The organism is Aliiglaciecola litoralis (assembly GCF_039523355.1).
GTDB lineage: Bacteria > Pseudomonadota > Gammaproteobacteria > Enterobacterales > Alteromonadaceae > Aliiglaciecola > Aliiglaciecola litoralis.
The window spans coordinates 54,364-75,205 of sequence record NZ_BAAAFD010000004.1; the positions used below are offsets into that span (position 1 = coordinate 54,364).

The 20,842-nt window shown below is 46.7% G+C and carries 17 protein-coding genes; 12 read left to right on the forward strand and 5 right to left on the reverse strand.

From position 1 onward, the window contains the following. Window position 1 precedes the first annotated feature (1 nt). Window positions 2–1,360 carry an NAD(P)/FAD-dependent oxidoreductase gene (locus tag ABD036_RS08770; RefSeq protein ID WP_343858819.1) on the reverse strand — a complete coding sequence of 453 codons (1,359 nt, stop codon included), beginning with the start codon at window positions 1,358–1,360 and terminating at the stop codon, window positions 2–4. Next, a complete protein-coding gene (locus tag ABD036_RS08775) occupies window positions 1,341–3,029 on the reverse strand; it encodes a glycosyltransferase (protein WP_343858821.1) in 1,689 nt (562 codons plus the stop codon). The genes ABD036_RS08770 and ABD036_RS08775 overlap by 20 nt, the downstream gene beginning before the upstream one ends. 1,023 nt (window positions 3,030–4,052) lie before the next feature. Here ABD036_RS08775 and ABD036_RS08780 point away from each other — a divergent pair. The 9 genes from ABD036_RS08780 to kynA all read left to right on the forward strand — a co-directional run bounded on the left by ABD036_RS08780 (window position 4,053) and on the right by kynA (window position 12,933). Continuing rightward, entirely contained in the window at window positions 4,053–4,841 is a 789-nt protein-coding gene (locus tag ABD036_RS08780) for an SDR family oxidoreductase (protein WP_343858823.1), read from the forward strand. 3 nt (window positions 4,842–4,844) lie between these two features. Next, the gene (locus ABD036_RS08785; RefSeq protein ID WP_343858824.1) at window positions 4,845–6,293 is read left to right on the forward strand and encodes an aldehyde dehydrogenase; all 1,449 of its coding nucleotides are present in this window, start codon (window positions 4,845–4,847) and stop codon (window positions 6,291–6,293) included. A 286-nt stretch (window positions 6,294–6,579) separates the two neighbouring features. Beyond that, on the forward strand, window positions 6,580–7,014 hold the full coding sequence (locus ABD036_RS08790) for a RidA family protein (protein WP_343858825.1): 435 nt from the start codon (window positions 6,580–6,582) through the stop codon (window positions 7,012–7,014). Window positions 7,015–7,025: 11 nt separating this feature from the next. After that, window positions 7,026–7,541 carry a 3-hydroxyanthranilate 3,4-dioxygenase gene (locus ABD036_RS08795; protein ID WP_343858827.1) on the forward strand — a complete coding sequence of 172 codons (516 nt, stop codon included), beginning with the start codon at window positions 7,026–7,028 and terminating at the stop codon, window positions 7,539–7,541. Window positions 7,542–7,546: 5 nt separating this feature from the next. Next, window positions 7,547–8,557: an amidohydrolase family protein gene (locus ABD036_RS08800; RefSeq protein ID WP_343858829.1), complete on the forward strand. Its 1,011-nt coding sequence runs from the start codon at window positions 7,547–7,549 to the stop codon at window positions 8,555–8,557. After that, entirely contained in the window at window positions 8,557–9,399 is an 843-nt protein-coding gene (locus ABD036_RS08805) for a cyclase family protein (RefSeq protein ID WP_343858832.1), read from the forward strand. The genes ABD036_RS08800 and ABD036_RS08805 overlap by 1 nt, the downstream gene beginning before the upstream one ends. Window positions 9,400–9,422: 23 nt before the next feature. Further along, on the forward strand, window positions 9,423–10,721 hold the full coding sequence (gene kynU, locus ABD036_RS08810; protein ID WP_343858834.1) for a kynureninase: 1,299 nt from the start codon (window positions 9,423–9,425) through the stop codon (window positions 10,719–10,721). Next, a complete protein-coding gene (locus ABD036_RS08815; RefSeq protein WP_343858836.1) occupies window positions 10,711–12,075 on the forward strand; it encodes an FAD-dependent oxidoreductase in 1,365 nt (454 codons plus the stop codon). The genes kynU and ABD036_RS08815 overlap by 11 nt, the downstream gene beginning before the upstream one ends. A gap of 9 nt (window positions 12,076–12,084) precedes the next feature. Next, complete coding sequence (gene kynA / locus ABD036_RS08820; protein WP_343858838.1) at window positions 12,085–12,933, forward strand: tryptophan 2,3-dioxygenase; 849 nt, start codon at window positions 12,085–12,087, stop codon at window positions 12,931–12,933. Window positions 12,934–13,842: 909 nt separating this feature from the next. Here the strand turns inward: kynA and ABD036_RS08825 are convergent. From ABD036_RS08825 to ABD036_RS08835, 3 genes are all read right to left on the reverse strand, one after another. After that, entirely contained in the window at window positions 13,843–14,190 is a 348-nt protein-coding gene (locus tag ABD036_RS08825) for a hypothetical protein (RefSeq protein ID WP_343858840.1), read from the reverse strand. 92 nt (window positions 14,191–14,282) lie between these two features. Beyond that, the gene (locus ABD036_RS08830; RefSeq protein WP_343858842.1) at window positions 14,283–15,329 is read right to left on the reverse strand and encodes a hypothetical protein; all 1,047 of its coding nucleotides are present in this window, start codon (window positions 15,327–15,329) and stop codon (window positions 14,283–14,285) included. A 1,112-nt stretch (window positions 15,330–16,441) separates the two neighbouring features. Continuing rightward, the gene (locus ABD036_RS08835) at window positions 16,442–18,259 is read right to left on the reverse strand and encodes a glycoside hydrolase family 3 protein (protein ID WP_343858844.1); all 1,818 of its coding nucleotides are present in this window, start codon (window positions 18,257–18,259) and stop codon (window positions 16,442–16,444) included. Window positions 18,260–18,670: 411 nt separating this feature from the next. On the opposite strand from ABD036_RS08835, the gene ABD036_RS08840 reads away from it, so the two are divergent. The 3 genes from ABD036_RS08840 (at window position 18,671) to ABD036_RS08850 (ending at window position 20,593) form a co-directional block, all read left to right on the forward strand. Continuing rightward, a complete protein-coding gene (locus ABD036_RS08840) occupies window positions 18,671–18,850 on the forward strand; it encodes a hypothetical protein (RefSeq protein ID WP_343858846.1) in 180 nt (59 codons plus the stop codon). A 111-nt stretch (window positions 18,851–18,961) separates the two neighbouring features. Continuing rightward, entirely contained in the window at window positions 18,962–19,570 is a 609-nt protein-coding gene (locus tag ABD036_RS08845) for a class I SAM-dependent methyltransferase (RefSeq protein WP_343858848.1), read from the forward strand. Further along, the gene (locus ABD036_RS08850) at window positions 19,571–20,593 is read left to right on the forward strand and encodes an HNH endonuclease signature motif containing protein (protein ID WP_343858850.1); all 1,023 of its coding nucleotides are present in this window, start codon (window positions 19,571–19,573) and stop codon (window positions 20,591–20,593) included. Window positions 20,594–20,842: the final 249 nt, after the last annotated feature.

Genomic DNA, 20,842 nt, shown 5'->3' on the forward strand with positions numbered 1-20,842 from the left:
GTTAAGCCGGCCCTGACTCGTTTATCGATTGCAAAAATGTCTGTGCACCTTCATTGGCCAGCTTAACGGTTTCTTGAACACTCAATGAGGCGTTTTTGATCTGTGCCGAATTGAGTATGTGCAGCCCATTAATCGAGGTATGTATTGCAGGAAGGTTTTGAGAATAATGTAGAGTTGACAACGCCACGACTTGTCGACTACGAGATACTTTAACGGCTAATACATCGTCACGAGTGAGAAACGGATACATGCTTAAAAAGGCACTGACAAACTGTTCTTCAATTTGTTTATCCGTCATATCAAAAAGCGGGTCATCTGCTGGCACGTACTTCGGCAAATACACTAAATGAGGATGTTCGGCATCGGCAAATTCCACCAGTGAACTCATCTCAATCACCGCGGTAAAAGGCACTTTATCATCGGTAATGTAGGTTAAATACGCGCCACCGACGGACTTTTTCAACATGATTGATGGGCAAATAATGCCTTGGTAAACCAAACTATTGTGCTGTGCTTTTTCTGCTTCGGTAAGCTGTGGGCATATTGTCGCAACGTGTTGGCTTGGACAGGTCATGATCACCTGATCAAAATCATATTCGTGGCTGTGGGTTTTGACTTTCAACCCATTCGTTTGATTTTGAGTTACTGATAAGACTGCGGCTGAGGTAATGATCTGCGCGCCATTTGCGCTGAGCTTTTCAACCAGCTTATTGATAATGCGCTCATACCCACCGGGTACATAGCCAAACATTTCGGTTTTTAAGCCGCCTCTTCTGGCGGCATAAAAGCGGCGGATAACGGCCCAAATAAAGGCAGCTGACACCTTTTTATAGTTGTTGCCTAATTTTGCCCGCAACAGAGGACGCCACACATTTTGGTAGGCTTTTGAGCCCGATAACTTGGTTAGCCATTGTTTCGCAGTGAGTTTTTCAAGCTCACTACCTTGTTCAAGCCTAGAAGCATAAATAATGGTTAAACCTAAGCGTACTTTATCAATCAACCCTAAGACGGGCAGCTTTAAATAGTCGAATGCATTATTTAGCGGATACATCCCTTTGCCCGTATAGAAGTGGGTTTTGGTGACTTTCCAATTAATTTCGTGTTCGAGATCTAACTCTGCTAATAATGCACGAAGGTCAGCGTCTGACAGCATAGTCACGTGATAATATTTATCCCAATGCAAATCACCAATCTTAATGCTCTCGGTTAAGCCCCCTAAATTAGCCGCGCCTTCGAGTATCGAGACTTTGACGTTTTGCTTGCTCAGTTGATAGGCAAGGGTCAAACCCAGCATGCCGCCGCCCACTACGGTAATGTGCGGTTGCTGCTCAGCAATGGGGTTATTCAACTCGTTGTTCATCTTTATCAACTAAATCCTTTGTGGTTGATTTTCCAAACAGTCTCATTCGCGCAATTCTTGCCACCAATCGCAAATGATCCAGCATGGTTTTGATCACGTTAATTTTGGAGGCACCGAGTAAGCGTACCTCCAGCATGGCCGGGAACTCCACAATCTTAAACCCTGCCAAATCAATTTTTGCCAGTATCTCAGTGACACCACAAAAGCCTTTATTAGTGACCTGCAGACCTTTAATCGTATGTCGGCGATAAAGTCGGAAGCAGCTGGTATAACTGGTCAGCTTATTGTGCAGTACTAAGCTGTGCAGAAATGCAGCCCCTTTAGACATCGATTGCCGCCAGTAAGCCACATTTTGCATCGACCCTTGATTGTGCATCGGCGAGGCGGAAACAACATCAACGTCATCCGTTAGCAACGAATACATATCGATGAGTTGCTCTGGTGAGAAGGTACAATCCGCGTCAATTACCGCAAGCAGTTCAGTATCGACTTTGGCAAATCCCGTGAGAATCGCAGCTGCAATACCCTGGTTGCGTTGGTGTTGTAAAATACGCGTTTGCTTGTTTTCCCCGAACAAAGATTGCAAACATTGCATGGTGTTGTCAGTGCTGCCGTCATCGATAAAGATATAGTGTAAGTTGAACAGCCCTTGTGAAGATTGTTCAAATCGCTGCAATGTGTTCTTCAAATAAGCAAGTGTTTGCTCTTCGTTGTAACACGGGATCACGACAGTGAGATCGGCTTGTTTGGAAAGCACCGGTGAACGGCTAGCGTCGATATTTTGTTGTTCAGTTGCAGAAACATTAGCAGGTTCGGGCAAGTCTAAATGTTGTTGGATAGAGGTGAAGCTGTATTCTTGCAAGTAATGCTGAATCTTATCTTGCATGGTTGCAAGGTTGCGGTAATGTCTAATTTTTTGCAGCATACTGGCGGCTGAGATAACCGGTTGATTCGGGTCAAGCTCCCAAATATGGAAATAAGAGACTAAGGGTTCTTGATGCGAACTCACCCATTTTTGGATCCATTTATGAAATGGCCAAAGTGGAAATTGTCGCCAGTAATTCCCGCCTGCAATGGGCATTGACCATTTCCAGATAGAGCCAGAAGAGACAGGAACCTCATAAATGCTCGAGTTTGCTAATGCATGTTTATGGATAACGCCATACTCGGGTTGACTGGCAAATTGGAAACCATGTCGGCACAAGCTTGAATCGTATTCGAAACCCATGTCGGCTAATTCTTGTAACAGCCATAATTGCGATGGTTTTAGCCAACCTCGAGCAATCCGAAACCCTTGCACCTGTTTTCCAAGTGCGCGCTCGACAGCTTCTTTTGAGCGTTTTATGTCTTTAACGAATTCCGCTTTAGGGATACTTTCAAGATTATGATGAAAATAGCCCTGACAGGCAATTTCATGGCCTTTGCTGGCGATAATTTTAATTATTTCGGGGTGATAGTCGGCAATCCAGCCGCACACAAAAAACGTCGCTGTGCTGTTGGTTCTTTCTAATAGCGCCAAAGCGACATCGACATTTCGTTTCAGTCTTGATTCGAAACGCCCCCAATAATCATTCGGGATCAAGTGTTGGAAGGACCCTACTTGATAATAGTCTTCAATGACAATGGTAAGAATGTGCTTAGCTTGTACCAAATTTGTAGGCTCGTCCAATGATTAAAAACCGCAGTATTGTCTTCGTTTTAAGACAATACTGACGCCACAATGCAACTTGTTATTTACTCAGACTAAATCGGATCGCAACTAAACTCAAATACTAAGGGGATTAAATTGAGCACAGCTCTATCGGCTCGAGAATTATTCTTCTCCAAGACCAGCAAAAGTAGATGTTCTAACAACCCGGTAGTGCCCTCCATTTATTGTCATCCCGGTAGTGCCCTCCATTTATTGTCATCCCGGTAATGCTCTCCATTTATTGTCATCCCGGTGGTGCTCTTGGGCCGGGATCTTCCAAACGCCTGTTTGTAGTTAACCACGGAGTTCTTTTAAGGAGGTCCCCGACCAAAAGACCTCGGGGATGACGAAGTGTGGTCATCCCGGTAGTGCCATCCATTTATTGTCATCCCGGTAGTGCTCTTGGGCCGGGATCTTCCAGACGCCTGTTTGTAGTTAACCACGGAGTACTTTTAAGGAGGTCCCCGACCAAGAGACCTCGGGGATGACGGTGTGTGTGCAGACGGGGATGACGAAGTGTGGTCATCCCGGTAGTGCCCTCCATTTATTGTCATCCCGGTAATGCTCTTGGGCCGGGATCTTCCAAACGCCTGTTTGTAGTTAACCACGGAGTACTTTTAAGGAGGTCCCCGACCAAGAGACCTCGGGGATGACGGTGTGTGTGCAGTCGGGGATGACGGTGTGTGATCATCCCGGTAGTGCCATCCATTTATTGTCATCCCGGTGGTGCTCTTGGGCCGGGATCTCCCAAACACCTGTTTGTAGTTAACCACGGAGTACTTTTAAGGAGGTCCCCGACCAAGAGACCTCGGGGATGACAGAGTGTGGTCAGTCGGGGATGACGGTGTGTGCCTTCGAGGATGACAAGAGCGCTCTTTGTTGCGCCCTGTTTACACTGTCAATCACAGATAATTTCGAGGTTTTACTGACATTAAAAAATGGATTATGGTAAAAACGAAGCACATCTAGATAGATACAAAAACAACAACTAAAAGGTCGTCAATGGACATCAATCTTTGTGGAAAACGAGCACTTGTATGTGGCAGCAGCCAAGGTATCGGTCGAGCCTGTGCAATCGAGTTGGCACAACTCGGCGCCAGCATCACTTTATTCTCACGCAATCAGGCATCTCTTGAAGCCGTCAAAGCGGAATTAGATACCAGCGCAGGCCAAGTCCATCAGGTGTTAACTGCGGATTTCTCCATGCCTGAACAAGTCAAAACAGCGATTAACAGCCACGTAGCTGAAACCGGTGGATTTGATATTTTGATCAACAACACTGGCGGTCCAGCACCTGGTCCGGCGCACACTGCCGACAGTCAGGCCTTTATCGATGCGTTTAACCTGCATTTGGTTTCCAACCACCATTTGGTGCAAGCCTTAATACCAGCGATGAAAGACAAGCAATACGGTCGCATCATCAATGTGATTTCTACCTCTGTAAAACAGCCGCTACCAGGCTTGGGTGTGTCGAACACCATCCGCGGCGCCGTGGCCAGTTGGGCAAAAACCTTGGCCAACGAACTAGGTCCATTTGGGATCACGGTCAACAACGTGCTGCCGGGTGCTACGGCAACCGCGCGCCTTGATGCCATTATCGCCAATAAAGCTAACAAGCAGGGCATATCAATCGAACAAGCCGCCGAAAACGAAAAAGCTCAAATCCCTATGCGTCGTTTTGCTCAGCCAGAAGAGTTTGCTGCCGCTGCTGCATTTTTAGCCTCTCCGGCTGCAGGTTATATCACTGGCATCAACCTACCGGTCGATGGCGGCAGAACGGGTTGCTTGTAACTTATGACGCTGGATGTGCTCGCGAACTTCATTGATGGTCAGTATTGCCCACCGGTAAACGGCCACTACATCGATAATATTGAGCCTGCTACCGGGCAGGTATACGGCCAAGTGCCCAACAGTGACGATGCCGATGTAGAAAAGGCCATCAGTGCGGCGCAGCGCGCGTTGCCAGCGTGGCAAACCATGCCGCTTGAGCAGCGAGCCGATATCTTATACGCCATTGCCAAGGGAATTGAAGCGCGATTGGCTGAATTGGCCCTCGCTGAAGCGACCGACAATGGCAAACCCGTGACGTTGGCTACCAATGTGGATATTCCGCGCGCAGCCAGTAACTTCAAATTCTTCGCTCACGCTTGTACTCAATTTGCCAGTGAATCCCACAACATGGCAAGCACAGCAGTGAACTACACTTTGCGTCAACCATTAGGGATTGTCGCCTGCATCTCACCGTGGAACTTACCGCTGTATTTATTTACCTGGAAAATCGCACCGGCGCTCGCGGCAGGTAATTGCGTGATAGCCAAACCCTCTGAAGTTACGCCCAAAACCGCGGCTATGTTAGGCGAGATCTGCCACGTGGCAGGGTTACCGGCTGGGGTATTAAATATACTGCACGGCAGCGGCACAAGTGCCGGTAGTGCCATTTGTAATCACCCAGAGGTCAAAGCGGTATCTTTTACGGGCGGCACAGCAACGGGCGCTGCAATTGCCTCACAATTGGCTCCTAAGTTTAAAAAGTTATCTTTGGAATTAGGTGGCAAAAACCCTGCACTTATCTTTGCCGATTGTGACTTTGAGCAAACCGTGGAAGAGGTGTTTCGAGCCAGTTTTGCCAATCAAGGACAAATTTGCCTGTGCGCATCGCGCTTGTACATCGAACGTTCTATTTACGAGAAATTTAAACAGGCTTTGATTGCCAAGGCCAAAGCGTTGCAACCGGCAGATCCGCTTTTAGCAGATACCCAAATGGGTGCACTGGTATCCAAACCTCACATGGAAAAGGTGATGCACTTCATCGACCTTGCTCGGGAAGAGGGCGGCAATGTGTTAGTTGGTGGCGAACAGGTTCAATTAGCTGGGCGATGTGAAAACGGTTATTTCTTGCAGCCAACGATCATTGAAGGCTTGGCCAATTCCGCCACCTGCAATCAACAAGAAATATTTGGCCCGGTGATCACCTTGCAACCCTTTGATTCAGATGAAGAGGGATTGGCATTAGCCAATGACAGTCAATACGGCTTGGCATCCACTATTTGGACCACAAACTTAAGCCGCGCTCATCGTTTATCGGAAAGACTCAATACCGGGATTGTGTGGATCAACTGTTGGTTATTACGTGATCTGCGTACGCCCTTTGGCGGTATGAATCATTCAGGGGTAGGGCGTGAAGGCGGGGAAGAGGCAATGCGCTTTTTTACCGAGCCGAAAAACGTCTGTGTAAAATATTAATTAATGTCACTTATTTGAGAAAAACGATTTAAAAAACCATGAGTGTAATTTGCTATAAATTCAAATCATCAGGTGCGATATTTGCTGGTCCCTTGGGCTGCAAATGGGTACTGATCTAATCTCTCTTATCCTGTGTTCCCTGCTATTCTAGAAGGGGGCCACACTCGCCTGTCGGGCTGATAATATACTCAGTCCTAAGGTCGCCATACGGATCCATTGCAACCTGTAAAGTTTGAACTAGTGTTGCAAACTAATACAATCATCCAATTGATGTTAGGAACAACAAATGAGCCAACAAGACACCACCTTCAACGCCGACAATGCCCCTAAGCCTGTGGGCCTGTATCCTCATGCCCGCCAAGTAGGCAACTTATTGTTTTTATCCGGCGTTGGTCCGCGTAAAGCCGGCACTAAAAAGATCCCCGGCGTGGAGCTAGACGAGGATGGCAAGATCATCAGCTATGACATTGAAGCTCAGTGCCACTCGGTATTTCAAAATGTGCGCGCAATTTTAGAAGCATCCAATGCCAGTTGGATGGACTTGATCGATGTTACCGTGTTCCTAACCAACATGGATGATGATTTCGCCACTTATAATCGTGTTTACGCCGAATACTTTGCCGACAATCAGCCTTGCCGGACCACGGTGGAAATCAATAAACTTCCTACCCCCATTGCGATTGAACTTAAGTGCATTGCCGCACTTTCGTCAAACAGCTAACGGAGTCAGTCATGTCAGCATTTGCCCAACCTTTTAATCTGCAAAAATGGATTGATGAAAACCGAGAGTACTTAAAGCCTCCGGTGTGTAATAAGCAGATCTTTGAACAAGATGATTACATCGTAATGGTGGTAGGCGGCCCCAATAACCGTACCGATTATCACTACAATGAAACCCCCGAGTTGTTTTACCAATTAGAAGGGGAAATGGTACTCAAAGTCATCGATGATGGTGAATTCAAAGACATCCCAATCAAAGCCGGTGAGATCTTTATGTTACCGGGCAAAGTGTTGCACTCACCGCAACGCATGCCCGATAGCATTGGTATGGTGGTAGAGCAAAAGCGCCTCAAAGGCCAAAAAGATGCCTTGCTTTGGTTCTGTCCTGCCTGTCAAAACCCCTTGTACAAAGAGCAGTTTACGCTGGATAACATTGAAACTGACTTACCTGTGGTGTTTAAAAACTTCTACGACAATCCTGACAATTGTACCTGCGCTAAGTGCGGTACTGTGACCAGCAAAGGGTAGTAAGCATGTTAAAAATCGATATTCATACGCATATATTGCCAAAAACCTGGCCTAATCTGCGCGAAAAATACGGCTACGGTGGCTTCATTTCCTTAGAGCATACCGGTTGTGGTTGTGCACGCATGATGATGGACGACAAATTCTTCCGCGAAATTGAAGAAAATTGCTGGGATCCCAAGGCGCGTCTGCATGACTGCAAACAACATCAGGTTGATGTGCAGGTGTTATCCACAGTGCCAGTGATGTTCAGTTATTGGGCTAAACCTGCCGATGCACTCGACCTATCGAAGTTTCTCAACGATCACATTGCCGGTATCGTGAATGATTATCCCAAACGCTTTGTAGGTTTGGGCACTATCCCCATGCAAGACACCGACATGGCAATAAAAGAGCTAGAGCGCTGCGTTAAAGACATAGGCTTGGCGGGCGTACAAATTGGCTCGCACATCAATGACATGAATCTGGATGATGACAAACTGTTTCCTATTTTTGAAGCAGCCCAAGACCTAGGGGCATCGGTGTTCGTTCATCCGTGGGACATGATGGCCAAAGAAAAAATGCCTAAGTACTGGTTACCTTGGCTAGTGGGCATGCCCGCCGAATCAAGCTTGGCTATTTGTTCAATGATCTTTGGTGGGGTATTACATCGTCTGCCGAATTTGAAAGTGGCCTTTGCTCACGGCGGCGGTTCGTTTCCTGCCACCATAGGGCGTATCGAACATGGCTTTAACGTGCGCCCCGATTTGTGCGCGGTGGATTGTGACATTAACCCGCGGGAATTTTTGTCGAAAATTTATCTGGATTCTTTGGTCCATGACAAGCTGGCACTGAACTACCTAATTGATCTAATGGGCGCTGATCGTATTGCCCTTGGCACTGACTATCCGTTTCCTTTGGGTGAGTTGGAGCCAGGTAAGTTGATTGAGTCCTCGGGCTTCTCCGGTGATATTAAAAATCAATTGTTGCATGGTACGGCGCTGGACTGGTTAGGCCTGAAAAAGGAACAATTCCTGTAATGGTTACCGTTGAACTCGCCAATGGTCGTTATCAGGTGAATGTTGCTTTTGCCCATTCCATTGCCATTGAAATGGCCTTTAACGCGCCACAGCCCAACCATTTTGGTGCCGATATCGCCACCGCCACGCCCATGCAAGCGGGTGGCTTTATTGGTGATACCCAACAAGGCGGCAGTTGCAATGTGAATCAGCTCAGTCTGAACCCCCATTGCAACGGCACCCACACTGAAACCTTGGCGCACATTTGCGATAAAGACAGTGTGTTATCGCTTACTATCGCTGATATCGACATTCCGCCTTTACTTCCTTGTAGCTTAATTTCGGTCATGCCACAAAATGGCATTGCCAGTGGCGAGCAGTATCGGCCGGAATTGACTGAGCACGATGAGGTTATCTCGCGCCAGCAGTTGGAACACGCCATGGCCGATATTGATGATTGTCAGCTAACTGCGGTGGTGATCCGCACACTACCCAATGACAACGATAAATGCACTCGGGCTTATAACGAGCAGCAGCAACCGCCATTTTTAACGGCCGATGCGGTGTTATACCTCAATGAACGAGGCGTAGAGCACGTGCTTTTGGATGTGCCGTCTGTCGACCGCCTGCACGACGATGGACTGATGACCTGCCATCACCTGTTCTGGCAAGTTCCCGAGGGCAGTCACCAAGCTGGGCCACATAGCTTAGTTAACAAAACCATCACCGAGATGGCCTTTATTGACGATCACATCGCCGATGGCTTTTATTTTCTGAACTTACAAATGCCGGCATTTATCAATGATGCTGCGCCAAGTCGTCCGGTGCTTTACGCCGCCCAACGTCTTGACGCCAACCTCTAAAAAATAATTAAAAGATGACCACTATGACGTTTGATACCTCGTTAGAATACGCACAACAACTCGATGCCAACGACCCTTTGGCACCTATGCGCGAGCATTTCTCTATTCCTAAACAAGCCAATGGCGAAGATGAATATTACTTCACCGGTAATTCGCTGGGCTTACAGCCAAAGCTGGCCAGAGAAGCAGTGCTTGAACTGCTCGATGCATGGCAACAAAGAGGCGTAAAAGGCCATTTTGAAGGGGACTACCCGTGGATGCCGTATCACGAATTTGTCACCGAGCATGCCGCTGAGTTAGTGGGGGCTAAGGCCGAAGAAGTGGTGATGATGAACTCGCTCACCGCCAACCTGCACTTGATGATGGTCAGTTTTTACCAGCCAAGCGGTAAGCGCACTAAGATCCTGATCGAAGATCATGCTTTCCCTTCTGATCACTACGCCGTTGAGTCCCAGTTAAAACACCACAAGCAATCGGTGCAAGAAAACTTGTTATTGTGGACACCGCGTGAAGGCGAAGAGCTGCTCAATTACGATGATTTGTTTGAGATGATTGACCAGCATGGCGACGAGATTGCCTTGATTTTGCTACCGGGCGTGCAGTATTACACCGGCCAAGTGCTCGACATGCAGCGCATCACCGAAAAAGCCCATGCCAAAGGCATCAATGTGGGCTTTGATTTGGCGCACGCGGTGGGCAACATCGAGCTAGCACTGCATGACTGGCAAGTGGATTTTGCTTGCTGGTGTAGTTATAAATATCTCAACAGCGGCGCCGGCTCAGTGGCAGGCTGTTTTGTGCATCAAAAGCATACCCAAAACCCCGAGCTCAATCGTTTTGCTGGCTGGTGGGGGCACGACAAGTCGACCCGCTTTAAAATGGAAAACACCTTCAAGCCGATTCCCACCGCCGAAGGTTGGCAGCTGTCTAATCCTCCGGTGTTGTCATTGGCGGCGGTGCGCGGCTCATATGAGACCATCAGTCTAGCCGGTGGCATTGGCGAGTTACGTAAAAAATCACTGTTGTTAACCGAGTATTTGTTGGGTCTGATCAAAGCTGAATTAGGCGATAGAATCCGGGTTATCACCCCAGATGATCCTGCCCAGCGTGGTTGCCAGTTATCGCTGATGGTCAACGAGCCGGGCTTGAACGGCAAAGCCTTGTACAGCGATCTTGAATCCCAAGGGATCACCACCGATTGGCGTGAACCTAACGTGATCCGTGTGGCACCTGTGCCTTTATACAATCAATTTCAGGATGCCTATCACTTTGTGCGGATCTTGAAAGCCTGTTTGAACAAGGAAGCCAATCATGTCAGATAATCAAACCCCGATGATCACCCTTGCGGGTGGCGGGCTGGTGGGCTCACTGCTGGCGCTGATTTTGGCTAAAAAAGGCTATCGAGTTGAGGTATATGAATCTCGCCCCGATTTGCGCCGTGTGGATATCTCCGCCGGTCGCTCGATCAACTTGGCGCTAGCCAATCGCGGTATCAAACCATTAGAGCAGCTAGGATTGATGTCCAAAATCAACGACATGATCATTCCGATGCGCGGCCGCATGGTACATGTGGAAGGTGAAACTGCGACTTTGCAACCTTATGGCCAGCATGAGTATGATGTGATCTACTCTATATCCAGAGGCGAGCTCAACAGTTTCTTACTCACAGAAGCGGAAAATACTGGTTTGGTGACCATCCATTTCGATAGTAAAATTAGTCAGGTTGATTTTGACACCAACCAGCTCAGTATCGTCCAAGGTGAACACAGCCAAACCGTATCCTTTGATAAACTGATTGGCACCGACGGCGCCAATTCGGTGGTACGCGATGCCATTCTTGCGCTGAATGATAACAGCCAGCTTAGTGTGGATGTGCTTGACCACAGCTACAAAGAATTGCATATCTCGCCCGATAGCCAGGGCCAACACAAAATTGATAAACAAGCACTGCACATCTGGCCACGAGGCCAGTTCATGCTCATTGCGCTGCCCAATCAAGACGGCAGTTTTACCGTGACCTTGTTTATGCATACTCAAGGTGAGACCAGCTTCGCCACGGTCAAGGATGAAGCGACCATCAACGCCTTTTTTGATGCGCATTTTGCCAGTATCAAACCCGAGCTGGAGAACCTAGTTGGCACTTACATCGAGAATCCAACGGGCAGCATGGCTACCATCAAATGTGGGCCGTGGAATTATGCTGATAAAGGATTGATCATTGGTGACGCCGCGCATGCCATAGTGCCGTTTCATGGCCAAGGGATGAACTGTGGGTTTGAAGATTGTCAGTCTATTGCTGAGCACTTTCCTGCGGCCAACGAAGCTGAATCGGCCGACTGGCATGCACTGTTTGCCAATATTGCAAAGCTGCGTAAACCCAACGCCGATGCCATTGCTGATATGGCGCTGGAAAACTACATTGAAATGCGCGATAGCGTGATCCAAGACAGCTTTTTACAGAAAAAAGCCTTCGCTTTTAAGTTGCAGCAATGGTTTCCAGCACGTTTTACACCACGCTACGCCATGGTCATGTTCCAACATCGTCCTTATCAAGAGGCGTATGCGTTAGGCAAAATACATGACCGCTTGTTGCAAGAGCTATGTGAGTCTTACTCATCGGTGGATGAGCTGACACAACAAGACGCCGACACACTTCTGACCCGATACGGATTGTAGGAGCTAGCTATGACGGATAAAAAACCACAAAATTATCGGGCTATGGAAAAAGATATCCATACCGATTTTAAACAAGACATGTCTTATGCCGATTATCTACAGCTCGACAAGGTGCTCTCGGCGCAAACACCCTTATCGGGCCAGCACGATGAAATGCTGTTTATTATCATTCACCAAAGCAGTGAGCTGTGGATAAAACTGGCAGGCCACGAAATCAGCAAAGCCTTAACCTGTATACAGCAAGAAGACTTTGGACCGGCCTTTAAAGTGATTGCACGGGTTAAGCATATCTTTGTACAACTAACCCAGTCATGGCAGATATTATCCACTCTAACGCCCGCCGATTACCTCAAATTTCGCGATGATCTAGGTCACTCATCTGGCTTTCAGTCTTATGGCTATCGCAAACTCGAATTTTTACTGGGCAACAAAAACGCCGCCATGTTGAAAGTCCACGCCCACGATAAAGCGGTACACCAAGAACTCAGCGATACCCTCAATCAAAAAAGTTTGTACGACGAGACCATTCACCTTCTTGCTAGACAAGGGTTTAACATCGATAAAGAGATGTTGAACCGCGACGTGAGCCAGCCTTACCAAGCCAACCAATCGGTGCTTGAGGCGTGGATAGAGGTGTACAAGCAATGCGATAAATACTTTGAGCTGTACGAGCTAGCCGAGAAGTTAGTGGATATTGAAGATGCGTTCCAACAATGGCGTTTTAAACACATGTACACAGTGCAGCGCATCATCGGTAATAAGCACGGCACAGGCGGCTCCTCCGGAGTAGGCTTCCTCAAAAAAGCCCTAGACATGAGCTTCTTCCCCGAACTGTTAGACGTAAGAACGCATTTGTAGACGACACAGTGGGTCATCCCGGCAGCGCTCAATCATAATGCGTCATCCCGGCAGTGCTCAATCATAATGCGTCTTCCCGGCAGTGCTCTTAGAGCCGGGATCTTCTAAACTCCTGTTGGTACTCAACTACGGAGCACCATTACCGAGATCCCCGATAACAACTTCGGGGATGACAGCTTTTGAGACCTCGGGGATGAGGAAGTGCGTAGTCATCCCGGCAGCGCTTTCAATTCAAAGTCATCCCGGCAGTGCTCTTAGAGCCGGGATCTCCCAAACTCCTGTTTGTACTAAACTACGGAGCACCATTACCGAGATCCCCGATAACAACCTCGGGGATGACAAAGTGCGTAGTCATCCCAGTGGTGCTCTTAGAGCCGGGATCTCCCAAACTCCTGTTTGTACTCAACTACGGAGCACCATTACCGAGATCCCCGATAACAACTTCGGGGATGACAGCTTTTGAGCCCTCGGGGATGAGGAAGTGCGTAGTCATCCCGGCAGCGCTCAATCATAATGCGTCATCCCGGCAGCGCTCCCCATTCAAAGTCATCCCGGTAGTGCTCTTAGAGCCGGGATCTCCCAAACTCCTGCTCGCACTCAACTACGAAGCACTGTTACCGAGATCCCCGATAACAACTTCGGGGATGACAGCTTTTGAGACCTAGGGGATGACGAAGTGTGTAGTCATCCCGGCAGCGCTCTCAATTCAAAGTCATCCCGGCAGTGCTCTTAGAGCCGGGATCTCCCAAACTCCTGTTTGTACTAAACTACGGAGCACCATTACCGAGATCCCCGATAACAACCTCGGGGATGACGAAGTGTGTAGTCATCCCGGCAGCGCTCTCAATTCAAAGTCATCCCGGTGGTGCTCTTAGGGCCGGGATCTCCCAAACTCCTGCTCGCACTCAACTAATACGAGCAATCCGAATTAGCACACAGCTGTACAACGGTGCCTTTTTGAAGATTGCCACTACAACCATCTAATAGAAATCGTATTGGTTTGCCTGACACTGACGCTGTTAACGCTATTTTAAACGCTCTATCCAATGCCTCTTTATTGCCTAATGAAGAGGCTGATATAGTGACGTCATTACTCGAACAACTTTCGGTATTTGCTCCTGTCCACCTGACATAGATCTTATCTTTAAATGATTCAACGATATTGACCGTTCCATGTTTCCATGCTTTTGCCAAAACGAAATTTGAGCTAAACACAGAGACCGCGAATACTGAAATTAAAATCAATTTTTTAGTCATTTGGTTGTCCTTTTATTAACAATTTTACAAGCATTACATTTGAATTCGATTATGACTAGCCATCAAAGTGGCGGTATAAACGAAGGTTAAGATCAGTAGATCGCAGCTACGACTACGGAGGAAAATTTAGTGTCAGATTTGATAAGGCTAATGGCAGAGGACGTGCGCTTGCGTCCCCAGTAATCTTTGAAGTGACAAGTTATATTCACTTTTTTGTTAACTTTTAAGCGCTTTTTCTGCTCGGTAAACGAATTGCCTAGCCCTAAATCACATTCATCAATGTTCGCTGCAGACGCAAGAATACCGACTTGTGTCCATCCATTTTTTACATCCAAATTCGAACTTTCAGGCACAACAATGCCCCCATCAAACGCAATTTGATCGGTAATATAGACAGCAGGTTCTTTGTTTGGGTATAAGAATGCAATTGCGGCTTTATCCGCCTCAGTAAAGACACCGTCATTACGAAAAAGCCCGCAGTAGGTTTGATTGTTTATACTATTGGGATCGTAAGCCGTAAGAAATTCGCCTTTTTCCGATGAATGCTGGCCTTCATTGCCGCCTGCCCCGCCACCCAATGGTTGTGTGCAACCCTCGGTAATGTCATGCCGCCACCATTCATGTTGAAAGCCCAGTGCATGAGCGAATTCATGAACAATCCCCATCAATGGATAATCACCACCAAACGCTACGCCAGTCTCGCGCGAAGGATTATAACCAAGATCAGCTGATGCGCGTCCGTCTGGACGACCATCTGCAAAAAATTGCAGCGAAATGCGCCATGTATTTAGCAAACTGGGCGTGCCAGGTTCGGGACACACCTCCCATCCGTATACGGTCAGGGCAGTTCCGCTTCCTTTAAGTGAATTAAGGGCAACTTCTAATGTGTTACGGATTGCCTCAGAGCGCTGTGTAAACGCGATATCACTGGTTGTCCAATCCCCAAAGGCGTCAAAGCAAACCCTAATATTTGGCGATGGCCACAACTTAGTCCCCTTAGGTGTCCATGCGTAAATATTGACATCAGGATCAGATTCGGTTGGTTTTTGTTTAGCTTTTTCAACAGATAAAGCGGGGTACGAAGAACTCAAAAAGAGCAGTAATACAGCTGCAAAAACAGCAACTTTTGATTTAAACATGAATAGCATCAAGCACCTCCATGTAGCGTTAGTAAATGATTGATTCTCCTTGTCAAAGCTACGGAACAATAAAATTGCGCCTTTGCAAAGCGTTTATACACTCTTAAATTCACAGTGTATTTTTCTTACCGTGAATACAGTGTAGTCTAGTTTAGGAAAAAGAGATGACGATCCGAGCTAATCAATTCACAATCATCCCGGCGGTTCTTTCAATTCAATGTCATCCCGGTAGTGCTCTTAGAGCCGGGATCTCCCAAACTCCTGTTTGTAGTTAACTACGGCGTATTACTACCGAGATCCCCGATCAAGAGACCTCGGGGATGACGAAGTGTGTAGTCATCCCGGTAGTGCTCTTAGAGCCGGGATCTTCCAAACTCCTGTTTGTACTCAACTACGGCGCACTGTTACCGAGATCCCCGATAACAACTTCGGGGGTGACGAAGTGTGTAGTCATCCCGGCAATGCTCTCAATTCAAAGTCATCCCGGCAACGCTCTTAAAGCCGGGATCTCCCAAACTCCTGTTTGTACTCAACTACGGCGCACTGTTACCGAGATCCCCGATAACAACTTCGGGGATGACAGCTTTTGAAACTTCGGGGATGACAGCTTTTGAGACCTAGGGGATGACAGCGTGTGAAGTCATCCCGGCAGTGCTCTCAATTCAAAGTCATCCCGGCAATGCTCTTGGGCCGGGATCTCCCAGACTCCTGTAGGTACTCAACTACGAAGCACTGTTACCGAGATCCCCGATCAAGAGACTTCGGGGATGACAGCTTTTGAGACTTCGGGGATGACGAAGTGTGTAGTCATCCCGGCAATGCTCTCAATTCAAAGTCATCCCGGTAATGCTCTTGGGCCGGGATCTCCCAGACTCCTGTAGGTACTCAACTACGAAGCACTGTTACCGAGATCCCCGATCAAGAGACTTCGGGGATGACAGCTTTTGAGACTTCGGGGATGACGAAGTGTGTAGTCATCCCGGCAGTGCTCTTAGAGCCGGGATCTCCCAGACTCCTGTTTGTACTCAACTACGGCGTACTGTTAACGAGATCCCCGATAACAACTTCGGGGATGACAGCTTTTGAGATCTCGGAGATGACGAAGTGTGTAGTCAATAATCCTGCAACCCATAACCGTATTTGAACAACGCATGCTCTGCATCAGCGGCGATCGGAATATCACTAAACTCCTTTGGCCAAGCATAAGGCGATTTGCCCACTGGCTTGAAACCATCAACACCAAACAAGAAGTCTGCTACACCATCACCTTCTGAGCCGGGCAACCACGCTGCAACAAACGCATCACTGATATCTAAGTCTTCTTTAATCAACAGCACTCGGCCCGAAATTAACACCACGATAACCTGCTTACCCAACTCCTTGCATCTGGAGATTAACGTCTTATGCGCTTGGCTTAGCCATAATTCATCGGTATCACCAAAGCCTTCTGCATACGGATTTTCGCCCACCACAACCACGGCTTTTTCCGCAGCCATACCCTCGTAGCAGCCATACTCGGCATATTCCACATTAGAGCCCACCTTGTTTATCGCTTCAAAAATAGACGTTGCACCACGATAACTCTCAGTTTGTCCTTGCCAATGAATAGACCAGCCGCCGCTTTGTAAACCGGTGTTATGACCGTGAGCACCTACTACCGCAATAGAATCAGACGGATCCAGCGGTAGCGCGTTATTGTCGCTCTTTAACAGCACCAAAGACTCGCGCACAGCTTGTCGCGCCACAGCTCGGTGTTCATCAGAGCCAATGCGCTGCGCGAATTCCTCTTTGGCAAAGGGGTCGCTAAACAAACCAAGCTTAAACTTCAGCGTCAAGATCCGTCTAACCGCATCATCAATTCTACTCATCGGCACAGTACCGTCTAAAACTGATGCTTTAAGCTTGCCCATGAACTCGTCATGATTAGCAGGCTGCATGGCAATGTCGACCCCAGCATTAATGGCTGTGTGCGGCTCGCCAAATCGTAAACCACCATTCCAATCGGTTATGACGACACCGTTGAACCCAAGCTCGCCTTTTAAGACATCGGTCACCAAATGCGTATGTTGGTGCATATTGACCGAGTTATAGGAATTAAAACCCACCATGATCGCAGCGATACCATGGTCAACTGCGGCAGCGTAAGGGGGCAGGTAAGTCTCGCGCATCTCTTGCTCAGACATGATCGCATTACCGCCTTCAACGCCGCCATCAGTGGCACCATCAGCAATAAAATGCTTAGCCGTGGCCGCGATGGTATTGCGATTGGATAGACTCGCACCTTGATGGCCTGCAATAGAGGCGATAACCGCTTGAGTGGTTAAATCGCGATCCTCGGTAAATCCCTCATAAACGCGACCCCAATGCTCATGTTGTGGCATGGCAATACAAGGCGAAAAGGTCCAGTTAAAACCCGTACCTGCAGCTTCGATAGCGGTAATGTAGCCCGCTTGCTCGATAAGCGACATGTTGCGGGTGGCTGCCATGCCGATATTGTGGGGAAAAATGACTGCACCTTCGAAAGTATTTTGGCCATGCACCGCATCCACCGCAATCAACAACGGAATACCCAAACGTGTTTCTAATGCGCGGGATTGAAACTCATTAAATTTGTTGATCCAATCCATGGCGTCTGGACCCGGAGTAGGTCCCTCAGTGTGAATGATAGAGCCAATTCGTCTGTCGCGGATAATCTCTGGAGACACATTGTTGTGCCAAATAGACTGCGTCATTTGACCAACCTTTTCGTCAAGGGTCATTTCTGTCAAAAGCCCCTCGACCATCTGCGCATAAGAATCATACTGACACAGATCAAATTTCTGCTCACCCCACTGACAAATCACCGCAATCTCTTCGGATTCTTTTTTGCCAGTAAAGCTCGAACAACCCACCAATATTAATAACAGGCCCACTATAAAACCAAATCTCATGCCTTACCCACTTCCTATCCAGTCGATTAAAATTATCTGCCGCTTCAAACGCTCATTATAGAATACTGATTAAAAAACGATTTAGCACATAGAATCGGTAATCCAATAGAAGAGAATCGTATATTCGACTGTCATCCCACGGTTCTAAAGTCCTGTCATCCCGGCAGTGCTTTTAATTTACTGTCATCCCGGTGGTGCTTTTATGGGGCGCACGCAGTGCCGGGACCTCCTTAACTCCTATTTATAGCTAGACCATTGTCATCCCGCCAATGCTCTTGGGCCGGGACCTCCCAAACCCCTGTTTGCACTAAACCACCCACAACCAAACAAAAATCCCCCATAACTTGTTAATCCAAAATCCAAAGTGCAACATACATAACAGTATCAAACAGACACGACTAAGGAACACGGATGAATGTTTTAATTCTCATTGGCGTATTATTTATTTCATTGATTGTGATTGTGCCACTAATTGAGCGTTCTAATTTTCGCATGTCAAACGAACAGATGGGGAAATGGGGAAAGTGGATTTTGCCAATGGCGATAGTGCTGATCATTGTGCAAATTATAATGTACATGAGTAGGTCGTAATCGTACTGCCTATTCCATGTATAGGTTTATCACTCATTATGATTAATCAGCAACTCACTTTACGTTGGGAACAGATAAGTTAAACCTGTCGTCTTTTAATCGAAGCATTTAGTGACACAAGAAAAAATGAACGAAAACTTAAAGTATTATCAAAAAAATGCTGAGAGACTAGCTCTACAGTATGACAGTGTTGCATTTGAGGATGTCCACAAAGATTGGCTAACGTTTATACCAAAAACTGGGTCGGTATTGGACATTGGCGCAGGCTCTGGTCGTGATGCTCGTTATCTGGCATCAAAGGGTTTAAAAGTTGTTGCTGTAGAACCAGTTTTGGATTTAATAAACTATGCCACCAGTACATCATCGCAGTTCGATATTTCTTGGCTGCAAGATTTTTTGCCAAATATCGAAGAAGTTAAAGACCTAGGGATTAAATTTAATTTGATATTACTTAGTGCCGTTTGGATGCACTTGTCATCGCAAGAGAAGCAACTATCAATTCAAAACTTAGCGCCACTGTTAAAACCGAATGGGAAGTTAGTGTTAACGCTTAGACATGGACAATTTACTGATGGTCGTATCGCATTTCCAGTGAGCGAAGATGAAGTTGTAATGCTCGGCAAAAAGAATGGATTGTCTATGGTGGCTAAAACGGAGTCAACTGACGACCAATTGGGCCGTGCTGATGTGGTCTGGCAAACTATTGTGCTAGAGAATTAAATGGAGTCCCTCTACAAAAATCAGATTGATTTTATCTCTTACATGCAACGCCTTTTACAAGAAGGGGATTTCAGTTCTACTTATAAGTTTGCGTTTTTGCATGCAATTGCTGATATTTGTATCGAGAAAAATGTCCCTGAACATACCCAACTAAAAATCACTTTTGATGAAATAGTCGATAAGCTTATTACATTGTATTGGCAGCACGCCAAACCATTTTTTGCCGAAAATACTGGGTTTCTGCAAGGGGGAATACTACTTCAAAACTCAGGTAGACAAGCCAAAATAATTTCAGACATTATTGCATTGCAAAATAGCGGAGTTAGAAATCTCACTCAGGCTAAATCTTCAGTTGTATGGCCGCAGGTGTATAAAAATACAATGCGAACTTTGAAAGACGGACCATTGTGGCGCTTACAGATCCTTTCCAAAAGTGAGGACTGTTATTTATTCCCACATATAAAGAATAGAAACTTTATCCTATTAAATGTTGGCATAGCTGACTGTTTTCGCCAGTTTCACGATCTTGTAGTGCAATTTGCGCGACAAGGTTGGATTGACAAAGTGACAAAGATACAAGAAAACAAAGCCGTCATAGGGAAGGCTGGCGAACTCTCTGACTTCCTATTTAGTACGACAAGAAATTACTTAAAGCCCGCATCTAAACTACTCAAAGAAATTCAAAGCGATCTTTGTTTCTATTGCTGTAAACCTTTGAAAGATAGTGCTGAAGTTGATCACTTTATTCCATTTACAAAATACAATAACGATTTAGGACATAATTTTATACTTGCTCACAAGTCCTGTAATAACAATAAAAGAGATTATTTGGCCGCCCCGTCACATAGAGATAAATGGGCGGAGCAAAACTTAGTCGTAAATGAAAAGCTAATCACTGAAGAACTATCTCCATACTTTACTTGTGACTCCAAACGTTCTGAACAGGTGGCCAGTTGGGCTTATGGCATCGCAGAAAAAAATGGAAACAAGTTTTGGCTAGCGGCGAGAGATATTTTTGTTTGAGACTACTAACAGGATTTAATTCTAAAACCCTTGGCTCATACATATTTATATCCTTCAGTGCACACAATGGCAGGACATCTTCAGAGTGCTGAAAAGCGTCCTGACTATTCTAAGAAATAGCACTATTACAAATGGATTATTTGCACAGGTTTACTTATCGCACTAAAGGCAAAGAACTACTAAAATTGAATACTATTAACTTAGTCCGAACTACATTTGCGCTTATGGTACATTTTTAAGTTAAAGTTC